Origin of the sequence: Nonomuraea mangrovi (assembly GCF_042681425.1) — a bacterium.
Classification (GTDB): domain Bacteria; phylum Actinomycetota; class Actinomycetes; order Streptosporangiales; family Streptosporangiaceae; genus Nonomuraea; species Nonomuraea mangrovi.
Genome location: NZ_JBHUFV010000022.1, coordinates 215417 through 230196 on the forward strand (window position 1 = coordinate 215417; position 14780 = coordinate 230196).

The window sequence follows — 14780 nt, forward strand, 5'->3', positions numbered from 1 at the left end:
GCGGACGATCGGCCGGCTACCGCACCCGCGGTACTTTCGCGGCTCCTGCGGCGTCCGCGGTACCCGGCTGCGGCATCGGCGGCAACGCGAATTGCCCACGTCCGCTGGACGACCGGCGGCGGGTCCTGCGGACATGCTCAAACGACGCCCCATCGTAGGAGGAGAAGGAGCACCTCATGCCAGTCCGATTCGCGCTTGCCGCCGCCCTGCTCGGAGATTTCGGGCCTGACACACCGGCGGCCGCGCACGTCTTGGTCCAGCCGGATCCCGTCAGTTCCTACGCCTTGACCACCGGGCGAGCCTGGTCCTTGGTGGCCATACTGCTGGGGCTGATCGGCGTGGTCATCGGCGGGCTGGCCCTGGCCCGCTCCACCGGTCGCATCGGCACCGGCACCGGGAGAAGGGGGGCCATCGTGGCCCTGGTGGCGGGGCCGGCGGGCGCGGTCATCGGCGGGCTGGTCGTGGCCGCCGCCAAGGGTGGTCCAGGAACCGGCTACGGCATCGTCGGGGGCTTCGTGGCCCTGGCGGCGGGGCTGATCGCGATGGTCCTCGGCGGGCTGGTTCTGACCCGTTCCCGCCGCGCCGGCTGACCGGCTGATCGGACGGCCACCGAGTGACCCCGGTGGCCGTGGTGCGGCTTGCCGTACGGATCGGTCGGGGGCGGCTCCCAACCCCCCTCGACGGCGGCCGGAGGTTCGTCCAGGCCGCGTCCCGGACCGGGTCAGACGTCGGTGAGGGCGATGAGGATGTGTTCCATGCACGCGTGGCCCGCGCGCTCGGCTGCCGCCGCGTCGCCGGCCGCGATGGCGCGGGCGATGGCGTCGTGCGGGATGTAGCTGCTGTTGAGCGCGTCCATCGATGTGCCCGCGGCCGTGATGCTCGCTCGCAGCGCCGCCGAGAAGTCCTCGTACAGGTCGATCAGCACCAGGTTGTGGGTGGCGTGGACGACGGCCATGTGAAAGGACAGGTCGGCCTCGACGAACCCTTCGGGGTCGCCGGCTTCCCACGCCCTGTCGCGGTCGGCCAGGCGCGCCTCGATGAGCTTGATGTCGTCGTCGTTGCGCCTGGTGGCCGCCAGGCGGGCCGATTCGACTTCGAGCGCGCGCCTGACCTCGAGGATCTCGAGCTGCTCGGCCTGCCTCAGCCTGCGCAGCATCGCTCCTGACAGTTCGCTCGTCGCCCTGACGTAGGTGCCGTCGCCTTGCCTGCATTCGAGCAGCCCGGCGTGGGTGAGCGCGCGCACGGCCTCACGCACCGTGTTGCGGCCCACCCCGAGCTGCTCTGCGAGCACGGTCTCCGTCGGGATCTTGCCGTTCATCTGCCACGACCCTGAGGTGATCTGCTCTTTGAGCTGGTCGATCACCTGGTCGACGAGCGAGGCCCGCTGCGCCGTACGCAGACTCACAGTCCGCCTCCTCCGGGGAAACCAATCATCCTATGAGTCAATGACTGGTCGACCCTAATTATTCCAGACGTGAAAACACAAATCTGGAGCTCCCGGAGTTCTTTTCAGCGGGAAAGTGGCGCGTCGACCCGCACTCCTGCCATGGCGGAGCGAACTCCGGCGGCTTCGAGGGCTCTACGATACGCCGCGGTCTGTTCCTCCCTGAGTCCGGCCCTGCCGTACAGGTCACCCAGCTCGCGCCAGCACCTGGCCGCCCTCCGGTCGATGCCGTACGGCGGCGCGTGGAGCGCGTCCAGGAGCAGCCTCGCCGAGCGGAGGTGCTCGGTCGGGTCGCCGCCACCCGCGAGGGCGGCGTCGGCCAGCAGCAGATGGGCCACCGCTGGGACCGTTCCCGGAACGTTACGAAGCAGGCCGAGCGCGCTGGCGCCCAACTCGCTCGCGCCGGTGACGTCACCGGTGCCGAGCTTGACCCGGCCGTGCACGATCATGCTCTCGGCATGGTCGGCGACGGTGTCGGCGAAGGCGGACAGGATCCTGCTCGCGCTCGTGGCGAACTCCTCCGCCTCCACGGCCGAGGCGAGCCCGAGCCGGGCCCACGCCATGGACACCTGCCCGAGCCGCACCGCCAGGCGAGCGGAACGACCTGCGGCGATGGCGTCGTCGGCCAGCCGTACGGCCAGCGCGGAGTCCTCGCCGGCCGCGGCCACGATGCTCGCCTTCCACAGCGCGTGGATCTCAGCGGAACGGTCCACAACCTCAGGCGTCCCTGTCGTGACGAGCACCTGGCGCACGTAGGTGAGCTCAGGAGAAGGCTCGGAGCGCGTCTCCACGAGCGCCGCGGCCAGCTCCACCGCCAGCTCGCCCTGGGTGACGGCGAGCCGCGAGGCCTGCTCGAACGCCGTGGTGCCCAGGTCACGGGCCCTCAGGCGGTCACCGGCGAGGTGGTAGCAGCGCGCGAGCGCGACGGTCAGCGGCAGGTCGGCAAGGCGTTCGGGATGAGCGGCTGCCTCCCTACGCAGCCGCTCATAAGCCTCGACAGCCGGTCCGATCCTGCCTTGCGCCTCGAGCGCGCGCGCTCTGCCGAGCCTGGCGTGCGCGGCGAGCATCGCGTTCTCCTCGCCGGCTGCCTTGACGATCTCGGTGAAGCGCTCGGCGGCCACGTTCGGGTCACCGTGCCGCAGCTCGAGCTCGGCGTGACGAAGGCCGAGCTCCGTGTCGATGCGCTGTCGAGGTTCGATCCCGTGCAGGAGGAACTCGGTGGTGCATCCCAGTCGCTCGGCCAGGAGTCTGGCCACTACTGGAGTCGGCGTTCGCTTGCCCGACTCGATGAGTGAGACATAACTGTCCGACAGGTCGGGCCCGGCCAGCTGGGCCTGAGACATCCGCCTGTTTAGCCGCAGTCCTCGGACGCGGTCACCGATGGTTCCCTGACTCGGCATCTCATCTCTCAGGGCGGGGAAGGGTCAATGTGTCGCAATGATTGCATGAAGCGACCGAATCGGGTATCCCCACCCGAGAAATCTCTTCACAGAGGGTTAATCGTCCCCTTCGTCCTTGCTCGGGAATAGCATCTGGCAGACCTCGAGATAAAGGGTCTCCGGATACGGGATGTACTCGACGGTGGACAGGGCCTGGTCCTGACCTGCCGACTCGAGGATGAACTCCCCATAACCGAGCATGCGTCCGAGCAAGGAGCGCTGGAAGCTCATGTCGGTGACCTTCTGTAGTGGCATCATCGCGACTTTGCGCGTGATGAGGCCCGTGGTGAGCAGCATCCGTTTCGAGGTCACCACGAAGTAGTCGACCGACCACTCCGCGACTTTCCATACGAAACGGATGAGCAACAGGAGCCACAGCCACCACACGACGACCAAGGCCGTGCCGCCGCCCTGGTCGCCGAAGAACTTGCTGAGCAGTCCAGCGATGATCAGGCCGCCGAAGACCTCGGCGACCGGACGGAGCAGCACGGCCGGGTGACGCCGCACCATGATGACCTGGTGTTCGTGGGGGAGTAGGTAGCGGTTGACCGACGACGGAGCAGAGTCCCCGTGGGTCACAAGTCTCATGCGAGGCTGTTGAAGAATTGAGCTAGCGAGTCGGCCGCGTTGAACACTGTGTCGAACGCGCCCCGCACCGCGTCCGCTGCGTCGGCTGGTCGCGCGAAGAGGTAGTACGCAACGAATGCGATACCACCATAGGTGAGGACCTTTTTGACCTGCACTGTCGCCTCCACTACCACGTTCCCACTACACCCGCCGTATACATTACCCAGCCGGGTGGCTGGGTAAAGCGCAACAGACCACGACAAGTCTTACGCGTCGCGGGATTATCGATCTTGACTAGCCCCGCTCGCTCGCCACGAGCGCCAGGACGTGAAGGTGCTTGCGAGCGATCCGCTCGACCAGGCCCGGGTGGGCATAGCCGGTGACCTCGAGTGCGCCGTAGTGTGCCGCCTCGACGCAGCGCGTGACCGTGCTCGCGGAGTGGACCCCCGCGAACTCGTCGCGGAGGGCTGATTCGACCTCCGCGTAGGGACTCGTGGTTGGCTCGCTCATGGTGCTCCCCGACGTGCGCCTCTCGGAAGGAGGCGCTTAAGAGATGCCTTCATTACTCTTCGTACCCACACAACCACAGTATGTAACGAAGAGGGGAGCGTTGAAGCGGGAAAGAGTGGATCAGACCACGCCGTAGAGGCGGTCGCCCGCGTCGCCGAGACCTGGAACGATGTAGCCGTGCTCGTTCAGCCGCTCGTCGAGCGCGGCGGTCACGACCCTGATTGGCCGGCCCGAGTCGGCGAAGACCTTGTCCATGTAGGCCAGGCCCTCCGGGGCGGCCAGCAGGCACAGCGCGGTCACGTCCTCCGCGCCCCTGTCGAACAGGAACTGGATCGCCGCCGCCAGCGTGCCGCCCGTGGCCAGCATCGGGTCCACCACGTAGCACTGGCGGCCCGACAGGTCGTCGGGCAGGCGGGTGGCGTACGTCTCGGCCTGCAGGGTCGACTCGTTGCGGATCATGCCGAGGAAGCCGACCTCCGCGGTGGGCAGCAGCCTCGTCATGCCGTCGAGCATGCCGAGCCCCGCCCTGAGGATGGGCACGACCAGCGGGTACGGCTTGGCCAGCCGTACCCCGTTGGCGGCCGCCACGGGGGTCTGGACGGTCACGTCCGTGACCCGGACGTCGCGCGTGGCCTCGTAGGCCAGGAGAGTCACCAGCTCGTCCGCGAGCCGCCGGAAGGTGGGCGAGTCGGTACGGACGTCTCGCAGCGTCGTGAGCTTGTGCGCGACGAGGGGGTGATCGACGACGAGGGTCTCCATAACGGACAACGCTATCTTGTGTGGAAGGTACCGGCACGTCGCGTACTTGGATTTGATCACAATTTGGTCGGACGGCCCTACGCTCGGTGGACGGTTCTGAAACCATTGAGGCTCGTAGAGGTTGTGCTGGCAGGTCGGGTGGGGAGCACGACGATGACAGACGAAGATGCGCTCGACTTCGCCATCGTGGTCTATCGCGAGGACGAGTGCTGGGATGCCGAGCTGCTTCCTGTCGCGCTGACCTCCGATCTCCACGGGCTGATCCACGCGCTGAAGCAGCAGCCGAGCGAGAGCGGCACCATCGGTCTCGTGGCCGTGGCCGACGAGTTCTTCGTGGCGTTGCGGGTGCTGCGTGACAGGGTCGACGTCTTCCTGTCCGACATCGCGGCCTCGTGGGACTACCCGCTGGCGCAGCAGGTCCTCGAATACCTCGACGTCCCCGTCCCGGACGAGGACGAGCTCGACGAGATCCTCCAGGACGAGGACACCGTGCTGCCCGCCGGCGATCTGTCGATCTTCGTGGACCTCGGGTTGGACGAGATGGAGCTGGGCATCCTCTCCGGTGACATCGACCTTCACCCCGAGGACGTGCTGTCCAGCATCGCCGCGCGGCTCGGCTTCTCCGAACCGTTCGAGCGGGCCATCGACTCGGTCTTCGGCTGAATCTCGGGAGCAATGGCATGCCCTCCAGCGCCATCTTCTCGGCCGCGTTCGTCAGGACACCCGAAGGGTGGAGCGGAGCCGAGATCGATCTGAGCGACGCGGAGATCGTGGATGATCTCGGCGACGCCGTACAGGAGACACTGGGGCTGAGCGGTGACGAGCTGGCGCTGCTGTGCGTCGAGGTCGAGGACGAGTGGTTCGCCATCGCCCGCTACAGGGGCGACGAGGAGCCGCGGGTGTTCCTGTCCGACGCGCAGGCCGGCCTGTCCGACACGCTGGGCGAGCTGTTCGCCGAGTTCGCCGGCGTCGCGCCCGACAAGGACAGCGCCGATCTCGGTGTGCGGCCCGCGGGCGACTTCGAGCTGCTGAGCGACTTCGGGGTGACCAAGGAGGAGCTGCTCGAGCTGAGCATGGAGGAGGGCGTGCTGCCCGCCGACATCCTCTCCGTCATCGCCGAGCGGCTGGCCTTCGCCGACGAGCTCGACAGGTTGCGGTGAGCCCTTGGGAAGGGGCCATGCGGCTGGCGCTCGCCGAGGCGTCGGCGGCCGCGGCCAGGGGTGAGGTCCCGGTCGGGGCCGTGGTCCTGGCTCCTTCCGGCGAGGTGCTTTCGCGGGCGGGCAACGACCGGGAGGCGGGTGCCGACCCGACCGCGCACGCCGAGGTGCTGGCGCTGCGCGCCGCCGCCGCCTCGCTGGGCACGTGGCGGCTCGGCGGGTGCACGCTCGTGGTCACGCTGGAGCCCTGCACGATGTGCGCGGGCGCGGCGGTGCTGGCCAGAGTGGAAAGGATCGTCTACGGCGCGGTCGACGCCAAGGGCGGGGCCGTCGGGTCGCTGTGGGACGTGGTGCGCGATCGCCGCCTCAACCACCGGCCCGAAGTGATCATGGGAGTGCTGGAGGACGAATGTTCGTCGGCGCTTAAGGAGTTCTTCGGCACTCGGCGGATCCGGTAAGCTCGTGCGCGGTGGTGTCGCCTAGTGGCCGAGGGCGCACGCCTCGAAAGCGTGTGATGGGGCAACTCATCCGTGGGTTCAAATCCCACCACCACCGCTCGTGAAAGGGCCGCCGATCGTGATCGATCGGCGGCCCTTTTTCGTTGCCGTTCCGCCCCGAGGCCGCTGCCGTCCCGAAGACTCAGGAGGGCAGTTCGAGGACGCGGGCGTGGAGGATCGACCGCTGGTGGAGCGCCGCGCGGAGGGCACGGTGCAGGCCGTCCTCGAGGTAGAGCTCGCCCTGCCACTGCACCACGTGCGGGAACAGGTCGCCGTAGAAGGTCGAGTCAGCGGCGAGCAGCGAGTGCAGATCGAGCATGGCCTTGGTGGTGACCAGCGAGTCGAGCCGGACCTGCCTGGGCGGAATCTGAGCCCACTCGCGGTTGCTCAGACCATGTTCGGGATAGGGGCGTCCGTCCCCGACCAACTTAAAGATCACCCCATCGATTTTAGAAGAGATTCGCGGAGTTCGCCTTCTTCGCAGGTCAGATGCCCTTTTGGAAGGTATCGCACTGGTCCGGCGAGCCCGTCTCGTAGCCGGTGGTGAACCAGGTGACACGCTGCTGCGACGTGCCGTGCGTGAACGCCTCGGGGTCGACCCTGCCCTGGGTCCGCTCCTGGATCCTGTCGTCGCCGACCGCGGCGGCCGCGTCCAGAGCCTGCCTGATGTCGGACGCCGTGAACGGCTTCTCGTAGAACCCGGTGTCCACGGCGTGCTTGGCCCAGACGCCCGCGTAGCAGTCGGCCTGCAGTTCCAGCTTCACCGAGCCGCTGTCGGCGCCCTGCCGGTCCTGGCCGACGCGCTCCATCTGGCCTGTCAGGTTCTGCACGTGGTGACCGTACTCGTGGGCGATCACGTAAGCCTGCGCGAACGGCCCGCCTTCCGTGCCGAACCTCGACTGCAGCAGGTCGAAGAAGCTCAGGTCGAGATAGACGCGCTGGTCGCGTGGGCAGTAGAACGGGCCGACGGAGGAGTCGGCCGCTCCGCAGCCGGTGTTCGTCGCCTGGGTGTAGAGAACCGTCTTGGCGGGCCGGTAGCCGTCGATCCCGCCCCAGTACTCCTGGATGCTGTTGACGACGCCGACGACTCTGCACTTGTCCGACTGGTCGGCGTCGGCGCCCGTCCTGCACTGCTCGGACAGGTTCGTGGTGGGCTGTAATCCTTCAGGATCACTGCCGGTGATGTTGCCGGGGTTCACCCCGAAGATGAGGGCCGCGATCAGCGCGATGATGCCGGTGATCCCGCCTCCCACGGCGAGCCCGCCGCCGGGGAAGCGGCCACCGCCACTGCGCTCCTCGACCTGTGAGGCGTCGAGGTCGGCCTGGTCACGGAAATCCATGCACCGCAACTGCCCTGGAGGAGCGGGATCAGTCAGATCCCGCGAGTGAAGGTGTCGCAGCGACCGGGGTTGCCGCTCTCGTATCCGATGCTGAACCACTTCTCGCGCTGCTCGGAGGTGCCGTGGGTGAAGGCGTCGGGGCGGACCATGCCGGTGGTGCGGCGCTGGATGCTGTCGTCGCCGACGGCCGCGGCGGCGCTGAGCGCCTCGTCGATCTCACTCTGGCTGAAGGGCTGGGTGTAGAAGCCGGTGCGCACCGCGTTGTTGGCCCACACGCCCGCGTAGCAGTCGGCCTGCAGTTCCAGGCGTACGGCGCCGCTGGTGGCGCCCTGCCTGTCGTCGCCGACCCTGTTCATGGTGCCCAGCAGGTCCTGGACGTGGTGACCGTACTCGTGGGCGATCACGTACGCCTGGGCGAAGGGCCCGCCCTTCGCGCCGAAGTCGCGCTGGAGGGTGTCGAAGAACGACAGGTCGAGGTACACCTTCTTGTCGCCGGGGCAGTAGAACGGCCCCACCGCCTGGTTGGCCATGCCACAGGCGGTGTTGACGGCGTAGGAGAACAGCACGGTCTTGGCGGGGGTGTAGGTGCGTCCCCGCTCGGCGAAGGCCTGCTTCCAGTAGGCCTGGATGCTGTTGACGGTGCCGACGATGCGGCAGTCCTCCGACTGGTCGGCGTCCGCGCCGGTCTGGCAGCGGGCGGCCAGGTTGCCGGTCGGCGCGCCCTGGGGGGCGGGCAGCGACTGCTGGGGGGTGCGCTGGGGTTCGTCGCCGGAGAGGTTGGTGGGGATGATCTGGAAGAGGAACAGCGCGGCGACGCCTATCAGCAGGAGCAGGCAGCCGCCCCCCTTGCCGCCGATGGGCAGGGCGCAGCCCCCGGGCAGGCCGCCGCCCCCGCCGCCCCGACGTGGGCCGGGGCCCGAAGCTCGCACGTCCTCGATCTGCGAGGGGTCGAGTCGGGCGTCGTCGTCGAACTGCATGAAGATGCCCTTCCCTGGTCATTGGTCAAATACGCTCCGTAATCATGCAAAATGGGGCACATGATGGGTGGACTAATCGGGATTGGGCTGGTTTCTCTCGGCATGGTGCTCACGCCGGGACCGAACATGATCTATCTGATCTCTCGCTCGATCACCCAGGGCCGGGGCGCGGGGCTCGTCTCGCTGACGGGTGTGGTGCTCGGCTTCACGGTCTACCTGACCGCCACGTGCCTCGGCCTCACCGCGATCTTCGCGTTGGTGCCGGCCGCGTACACCGCGCTGAAGCTGGCCGGCGCCGCCTATCTCGGCTGGCTGGCGTGGAAGGCGCTCAAGCCCGGTGGCGGGTCGGTGTTCGAGACCCGCGAGCTGGAGCATGCCTCGCCGCGCAGGCTGTTCTCGATGGGTCTGCTGACGTGCCTGCTCAACCCGAAGATCGCGATTCTCTACATGTCGCTGCTGCCGCAGTTCATCGACCCTCACGCGGGCAGCGTGTTGATGCAGAGCCTCGCGCTCGGCTCGGTCCAGATCGTCATCGCGACCACCGTCAACGGGCTGATCGCGATCTCGGCGGGCACCCTGGCCGCATTCCTGGCCACCCGGCCGCTGTGGGTGCGGATCCAGCGGTACTTCATGGGCACCGTGCTCGGCGGCATGGCGATCCACCTGGCCACCGACCGCTCCCGCGCGCTCGTGGCCTCCTGAGAACCCTTCGCATGGGTACGACCGGCCGTACCCCGCGAAGGTCACCAGCGGTCGTGCACCTGGGCGCGGATCCTCCTGTCGTAGAGGTCCCGTACGGCCAGCAACGTCGCCTCGGGCAGCGGCGGCAGCGCGGCGGCGTCCGCGTTGGCCCGCGCCTGCTCGGGCGAGCGAGCGCCGGGGATGACCGTCGTCACGCCCGGCTGCTGGACGATCCAGCGCAGCGCCGCCTGCGCAGGCGTCGCGTCGTCGGGCGCCAGCGCGGCGAACTCCAGCGCCGCCTCGACGCCGGTGGCGAAATCGACCCCGGAGAACGTCTCGCCCTGGTCGAACGACTCGCCGTGCCTGTTGTAGGTCCTGTGGTCGTCGGCGGCGAAGACGGTGTCCCTGGTGTACTTGCCCGACAGGAGCCCCGAGGCCAGCGGCACCCTGGCGATGATCCCCACCCCCGCCTCGGCGGCGGCGGGCAGGACGCGCTCCAGCGGCTTGAGCCTGAACGCGTTGAAGATGATCTGCACACTGGCGGTGCCGGGCCTCGCGATCGCGGTGAGAGCCTCGTCGCAGGTCTCGACGCTCACCCCGTAGGCGGCGATCCTGCCCTCCTCGACCAGCGTGTCCAGGGCGTCGAAGACGGCCTCCGACGAGTACACGGGCGTCGGCGGGCAGTGCAGCTGCACCAGGTCGAGCCGGTCCACGCCGAGGTTGGCACGGGACCTGTCGGTCCAGGCGCGGAAGTTGCCGAGGGTGTAGAGCGAGGGGTCAAGCGCGACCCTGCGGCCCATCTTGGTCGCCACCAGGATGTCCGCGTCGGGCCGGTCACGCAGGTAGGAGCCGATCAGCTGCTCGCTGCGGCCGTCGCCGTACACGTCGGCGGTGTCGAAGAAGGTCACGCCCTCCTCCACGGCCGCGTCGAGCACGGCCAGCGCGTCCTTCTCCTCGACCTCGCCCCAGTCCGCGCCGAGCTGCCACGTCCCCAGCCCGACGACGGACGCCCGCTGACCTGTCCTGCCGAATATCCGCTGTTCCATGGCCTCAGCATCGAGGCCCGCCCGATCGGCTGTCCAATCCCGGGTCACTTGCCGATGCCGTCGGCGAGGCCCTTCACGATGTACCGCTGGCCGAGGAAGAACAGCAGCACCACGGGGACGGCCGCGATCACCATGCCCGCGAACACGACCGGGTAGTCGGTGCCGTGCTTGCTCATCAGGCTGGTCAGCCCGACCGGCAGGGTCTGCACCCCGCTGCCGCTGGTGAACACCATCGCGAAGAGGTACTCGTTCCATGCGAACAGCACATGCAGCATGACCGTCGACGTGATGATCGGCTTGCTCATCGGAAGGATGACCCGCCAGAAGGCGGTCCAGCGTCCCGCGCCGTCCATCTTCGCCGCCTCGTCCACCTCGCGCGGAAGGTCGATCATGTACGCCCGGATGAGGAAGGTGGTGAACGGTACCCGGAAGGCGGTGTACAGGATGAGCAGCGCCCAGAAGCTGTTGTAGAGCCCCATCGCCTGGAACATCTTCACCAGCGGCACGAGCGCCACCGTCGGAGCGAGCATGAGCCCGCCGAGGATCACCCCGGTGATCGCCCTGTCGAAGGGGATGCTGACGCGCGTGAGACCGTACGCGGCCCACGCGCTGACGAACACGGTGGCGACCGTCGAGGTGACCGTGACCAGCACGCTGGTGGCGAGGTAGCCGTCCACCCCTCTGTTCCACGCCTTCTGGTAGTTGGAGAAGCTCCAGTCGACGGGCAGGGCGAACGGGTCCCCGAACAACTCGGCGTTGGTCTTGAACCCGTTGAGCACCATCCACAGCAGGGGATACAGCACGACCACCGCGAGGCCGAGCAGGAAGGCCCACATGAACACGCGCGCGATCACGCCGAGAAGACTCAGACGCCTCACCACTCCACCCTTCTCTTCCGCGTGACCCACAGCTGCGCCATGGCGATGCCGAGCGTGATCACGAAGATCAGCGTGGCGATCGCGGCGGCGTAGCCGAAGTTGTTGCGCACGAAGCCGTTGCGATACAGCCACGTGCCCATGACCTGGGTCGAGTTGTTCGGACCTCCGCCGGTCATCACCATGACCTCGTTGAACACCTGGAACGCCCCGGAGATCGTGACCATCGTCATGAGCCCCGTCATCTCGCGGACCAGGGGGACCGTCACGTGCGTGAAGCGGCGGACCGGTCCCGTGCCGTCGATGGCGGCCGCGCCGTACAGCTCGGAGGGGATGCGCTGGATCGCGACGGCGAACAGCAGCGTGGAGTAGCCGAAGCCCTGCCACTGGCTCATCGCGATGATCGCCATCATCGCGGTGCTCTCCTGGCCGAGCCACGAGTGATCGAACGCGCCCAGTCCCACCGCCTCGAGGGCGTGGTTGAGCGGGCCGAGGTTCGGCTCGTAGAGGAAGTAGAACAGCAGCCCGGCGACGGTCAGCGAGATGGCGGAGGGGATGAAGTAGACCGCTCGCAGGAGACGCCGCCACCGGTCGGCAGGGATGCTCTCGATGAGCGCGGCCAGCAGGAGCGCTCCGAACACCTGGAAGACGATCGAGATCACCGCGTACAGGAGGTTGTTGCCGAACGACGACCAGAAGACGGGATCGTCGAGCAGCTTGCGGTAGTTGTCGAGGCCGACGTACTCCTGACTCCCGCTGTAGATGTCCCACTTGAGCGTGCTGAACCCGACGTTCTGCACGAGCGGCAGGTAGACGAACACGCCGACCAGCACGAGGGCGGGGACGACCCACGCGAGCCCGAATGCCCGTTGAGCGATGGTGCGCACGGCATGCTTCCCTTCGGCCCCGCGGCCTACTTGGCCGACTCCGAGGCCTGGCGCACGCTCTGGAGCACCTGCTCGGGACCTTTGCCGCCGCTGATGAGTGCCTCGCCGCCGGCCAGCCACGCGTCGGCGACCTCGGGCACCGTGACCATGTCGAGCCAGCCGGCCAGCTGCGGAGCGCCGTTGACGAGCTCGATGCCCTCGTGCACGGCCTTGCTCGACGTCTCGGGCGTGACGGCGCCGATGACCGTGCTCGGCTGGCCGTACGGGGGAGAGGAGAGGGTCTTGGCGTTGTCGAGGGCCGTCACGAACTTCATGAAGTCGACGGCGAGCGCGGCGCGCGGCGACCTGGCGTTGACGAGGTATCCCTCGGGCGCCCCCTCGATGACCTTGGGGTTGCCCGCCGCGCCCGAGGGGACGGGCAGGGGGAAGATGCCGAAGTCCTCTGCGGCGAGCCCGCGCCCGGCGGTCGTGCTGTCGAACTCCAGGATCTCCTGGTAGTACATGGCGGCCTTGCGGTTGGCGAACGCCTCCTGCGCCGAGGTGTAGAGCACGCCGTTGGTGCCGCTGCCGGAGTCGGTGCAGTCGGTGACCAGGGTCTTGAACTGCTTGAGCGCGGCGAGGTAGCCGGCGTGGTCGAGCGTGGCCGTCGCAGGGCGCACATCGGCCTTGAGCTGGGCGTCCGGCACGTTGTAGGCGAAGAGCTGCTGCAGGTAGTGCAGCGCGGGCCAGCCGTCCTTGTTGCCGAACGCGATCGGCTCGTACCCGGCCTTGCGCAGCGCCTGGCAGCTGCCGACGAGCTCCTCGAACGTCCTGGGCACGGCGACGCCCGCCTTGGCGAAGGCCGCCTTGTTGTAGCCCATGAACTTGCCGTTGTTGTAGAGCGGGATCCCGTAGTACTTGCCGTCGTAGGCGAAGGCGGACAGCGAGGCCTTGCTGAAGGTCCGCCCCCACGCGGTGTCGGGGCCGATCACCGTGGTGAGGTCGGCCGCCCTGCCTCCGCGTACGAAGTTCTCCGCCCAGTTGCCGCTCCACGTGAAGTAGATGTCGGGCAGCGCGTCCGAGGCGGTCAGGGTCTTGGTCTTGTCCTTGACGCTCTGGTCGGTCTCCTGGATGAGCTCGACCTTCACGCCCGGGTGCCGCTTCTCGTAGGCGGCGGCGAGTTGCTCGAAGTACGGGCTCAGCGGGTCGCCGGCGAACTTGGTCAGGACGCTGAGCGTGCCGGAGAACTCCGGTTTCGCGGTGACGTCCACCGTGGGGGCCGCCGCCGTACCGCCTGAGCAGCCGGTGAGGGCGAGCACCGAGGTTCCGGCCAGTGCGGCCAACGTCGTCAGGGCGCGAGGACGCATGGGCTTCCTTTCTCTCGGATCTCTCGAATCTCTCGGTCTTTCGGGGAGAGGAGTGAGCGCCGACTGTACAGCGGTTCTGATACCGGTACCAGAGGGCTGGCCAAGATCTTATTTTCTTTGCGCAACGGCACAAGCTAGGTGGATGAGTTGACGATGACGGTTTCGCTGTGCCAGCGTGATGCCGCGTGATACCGGTATCAGGTCGCGAGGCACCGCCGGTCGTGCGATTTCCCGAAAGGACGCGAACATGCTCGGATTCAACGAGCCCGAATTCCGCTCGCAGCTGGCGAGCGCCGTGGCACTGCGCCCCCGGATCGAGGAACTCGTCGACCGCCTCGTCGACGAGGGCTTCGACAACCTCCTCCTCGTCGGCGCCGGCGGCACCTACGCCCAGATGTGGCCGTACGAGCACCTGGCCAGGCGCTCGTCGGGCCTTCCCGTACGCGCCGTGATCGCGGCCGAGCTGATCGTCTCGGGCGACGCGACGCTCGGCGAGCGCACCGTGGCGATCTTCACCTCGGTGTCGGGCACGACCGACGACAGCGTCCGCGCCATCGAGTACTGCAAGGCCCAGGGCGCCTACACGATCGGATTCACCGGCTACCCCGAGTCGCCCGTCGCCACCAAGGTCGACGCCGCGCTCGTCACCGAACCGAAGACCTGGCCCTTCGACCCTCAGCTCCTGCTGTTCATGGGCCGCCTGCTGTCGCGCAGGGGTGAGTTCGACGGCTACGAGAAGTTCGCCGACGAGCTCGCCGGCATCCCCGGCATCCTGGTCGAGGTGGCCAGGCAGGCCGAGCCCGCGGCCTCGGACTTCGCCGAGGCCCACCAGGACACCGACTACCACTTCCTCGTCGGCGGCGGGAACCTCTGGGGCTTCACCTACCTCTACTCCATGTGCATCCTCGAGGAGATGCAGTGGCTGCGCACCACCCGGGTGCACAGCGCCGAGTTCTTCCACGGCTCGCTCGAACTGCTCGAAGAGGACACGAGCGTGATCGTCTTCCAGGGCGAGGACGAGACCCGCGCCCTCACCGACAGGGCCGCGTCCTTTGCCAGGCGCGTCTCGAAGGACGTGACCGTCTTCGACACCCGCGACCACGCGCTCGACGGCATCAGCCCCGAGTTCCGCGGCCTGCTCGCGCCGCTCGTCCTCGACACCGTGATGGGCAGGGTCAGCAAGCACCTGGAGCGTGTGCGGGACCACTCACTCGACCTGCGCCGCTACTACCGCGTCATGGACTACTGAGGCTCC

19 protein-coding genes and 1 tRNA gene are annotated in these 14780 nt (G+C 68.0%); 7 read left to right on the top strand and 13 right to left on the bottom strand.

Annotated features, from left to right (window positions below; translation table 11 throughout):
- Window positions 1-176 precede the first annotated feature (176 nt).
- Window positions 177-590 carry a DUF6223 family protein gene (locus ACFSKW_RS15240; protein ID WP_379572877.1) on the top strand — a complete coding sequence of 138 codons (414 nt, stop codon included), beginning with the start codon at window positions 177-179 and terminating at the stop codon, window positions 588-590.
- A gap of 131 nt (window positions 591-721) precedes the next feature.
- Here the strand turns inward: ACFSKW_RS15240 and ACFSKW_RS15245 are convergent, their stop codons facing one another.
- The 6 genes from ACFSKW_RS15245 to upp form a co-directional block, all read right to left on the bottom strand.
- Window positions 722-1405, bottom strand: coding sequence for a FadR/GntR family transcriptional regulator (locus ACFSKW_RS15245; protein WP_379572878.1), 684 nt, complete (start codon window positions 1403-1405; stop codon window positions 722-724).
- A 104-nt stretch (window positions 1406-1509) separates the two neighbouring features.
- Window positions 1510-2844 (bottom strand): helix-turn-helix domain-containing protein, encoded by a 1335-nt coding sequence (locus tag ACFSKW_RS15250; protein WP_379572879.1) that lies wholly within the window; start codon window positions 2842-2844, stop codon window positions 1510-1512.
- 96 nt (window positions 2845-2940) lie between these two features.
- Window positions 2941-3471 (bottom strand): PH domain-containing protein, encoded by a 531-nt coding sequence (locus ACFSKW_RS15255; protein WP_192778731.1) that lies wholly within the window; start codon window positions 3469-3471, stop codon window positions 2941-2943.
- Window positions 3468-3626, bottom strand: a complete 159-nt coding sequence (locus ACFSKW_RS15260; protein WP_379572880.1) for a hypothetical protein — start codon at window positions 3624-3626, stop codon at window positions 3468-3470. The genes ACFSKW_RS15255 and ACFSKW_RS15260 overlap by 4 nt, the downstream gene beginning before the upstream one ends.
- A gap of 118 nt (window positions 3627-3744) precedes the next feature.
- On the bottom strand, window positions 3745-3960 hold the full coding sequence (locus ACFSKW_RS15265; protein ID WP_379572881.1) for a hypothetical protein: 216 nt from the start codon (window positions 3958-3960) through the stop codon (window positions 3745-3747).
- Between the two features lie 120 nt (window positions 3961-4080).
- Window positions 4081-4719 carry a uracil phosphoribosyltransferase gene (gene upp / locus ACFSKW_RS15270; RefSeq protein ID WP_379572882.1) on the bottom strand — a complete coding sequence of 213 codons (639 nt, stop codon included), beginning with the start codon at window positions 4717-4719 and terminating at the stop codon, window positions 4081-4083.
- A gap of 153 nt (window positions 4720-4872) precedes the next feature.
- On the opposite strand from upp, the gene ACFSKW_RS15275 reads away from it, so the two are divergent.
- The 4 genes from ACFSKW_RS15275 to ACFSKW_RS15290 all read left to right on the top strand — a co-directional run bounded on the left by ACFSKW_RS15275 (window position 4873) and on the right by ACFSKW_RS15290 (window position 6431).
- Window positions 4873-5382: a tRNA adenosine deaminase-associated protein gene (locus ACFSKW_RS15275; protein WP_358132932.1), complete on the top strand. Its 510-nt coding sequence runs from the start codon at window positions 4873-4875 to the stop codon at window positions 5380-5382.
- Between the two features lie 17 nt (window positions 5383-5399).
- On the top strand, window positions 5400-5879 hold the full coding sequence (locus tag ACFSKW_RS15280) for a tRNA adenosine deaminase-associated protein (RefSeq protein ID WP_379572883.1): 480 nt from the start codon (window positions 5400-5402) through the stop codon (window positions 5877-5879).
- A gap of 17 nt (window positions 5880-5896) precedes the next feature.
- On the top strand, window positions 5897-6334 hold the full coding sequence (tadA, locus tag ACFSKW_RS15285; RefSeq protein WP_379572884.1) for a tRNA adenosine(34) deaminase TadA: 438 nt from the start codon (window positions 5897-5899) through the stop codon (window positions 6332-6334).
- Between the two features lie 10 nt (window positions 6335-6344).
- Window positions 6345-6431: transfer RNA gene (locus ACFSKW_RS15290), tRNA-Ser, on the top strand.
- Window positions 6432-6515: 84 nt separating this feature from the next.
- Here the strand turns inward: ACFSKW_RS15290 and ACFSKW_RS15295 are convergent.
- From ACFSKW_RS15295 to ypfJ (ACFSKW_RS15305), 3 genes are read right to left on the bottom strand one after another with little or no spacing between them, the layout of a single operon-like run.
- Complete coding sequence (locus tag ACFSKW_RS15295; RefSeq protein ID WP_354919110.1) at window positions 6516-6812, bottom strand: type II toxin-antitoxin system VapB family antitoxin; 297 nt, start codon at window positions 6810-6812, stop codon at window positions 6516-6518.
- A gap of 46 nt (window positions 6813-6858) precedes the next feature.
- A complete protein-coding gene (gene ypfJ, locus ACFSKW_RS15300) occupies window positions 6859-7713 on the bottom strand; it encodes a KPN_02809 family neutral zinc metallopeptidase (protein ID WP_379572885.1) in 855 nt (284 codons plus the stop codon).
- 32 nt (window positions 7714-7745) lie between these two features.
- A complete protein-coding gene (gene ypfJ / locus ACFSKW_RS15305; protein ID WP_379572886.1) occupies window positions 7746-8690 on the bottom strand; it encodes a KPN_02809 family neutral zinc metallopeptidase in 945 nt (314 codons plus the stop codon).
- A gap of 102 nt (window positions 8691-8792) precedes the next feature.
- On the opposite strand from ypfJ (ACFSKW_RS15305), the gene ACFSKW_RS15310 reads away from it, so the two are divergent.
- A complete protein-coding gene (locus tag ACFSKW_RS15310; protein WP_379573040.1) occupies window positions 8793-9392 on the top strand; it encodes a LysE family translocator in 600 nt (199 codons plus the stop codon).
- A gap of 41 nt (window positions 9393-9433) precedes the next feature.
- Here the strand turns inward: ACFSKW_RS15310 and ACFSKW_RS15315 are convergent, their stop codons facing one another.
- The 4 genes from ACFSKW_RS15315 to ACFSKW_RS15330 are packed head-to-tail and all read right to left on the bottom strand — an operon-like array spanning window position 9434 to window position 13525.
- Window positions 9434-10417, bottom strand: coding sequence for an aldo/keto reductase (locus ACFSKW_RS15315; protein ID WP_379572887.1), 984 nt, complete (start codon window positions 10415-10417; stop codon window positions 9434-9436).
- 44 nt (window positions 10418-10461) lie between these two features.
- Window positions 10462-11295 (bottom strand): carbohydrate ABC transporter permease, encoded by an 834-nt coding sequence (locus ACFSKW_RS15320; protein WP_379572888.1) that lies wholly within the window; start codon window positions 11293-11295, stop codon window positions 10462-10464.
- Window positions 11292-12179: a carbohydrate ABC transporter permease gene (locus ACFSKW_RS15325; RefSeq protein WP_379572889.1), complete on the bottom strand. Its 888-nt coding sequence runs from the start codon at window positions 12177-12179 to the stop codon at window positions 11292-11294. Before ACFSKW_RS15325 ends, ACFSKW_RS15320 begins: the two co-directional genes overlap by 4 nt.
- A 26-nt stretch (window positions 12180-12205) precedes the next feature.
- Window positions 12206-13525 (bottom strand): ABC transporter substrate-binding protein, encoded by a 1320-nt coding sequence (locus tag ACFSKW_RS15330; RefSeq protein WP_379572890.1) that lies wholly within the window; start codon window positions 13523-13525, stop codon window positions 12206-12208.
- A gap of 247 nt (window positions 13526-13772) precedes the next feature.
- On the opposite strand from ACFSKW_RS15330, the gene ACFSKW_RS15335 reads away from it, so the two are divergent.
- Window positions 13773-14774 (top strand): SIS domain-containing protein, encoded by a 1002-nt coding sequence (locus ACFSKW_RS15335; RefSeq protein ID WP_379572891.1) that lies wholly within the window; start codon window positions 13773-13775, stop codon window positions 14772-14774.
- Window positions 14775-14780: the final 6 nt, after the last annotated feature.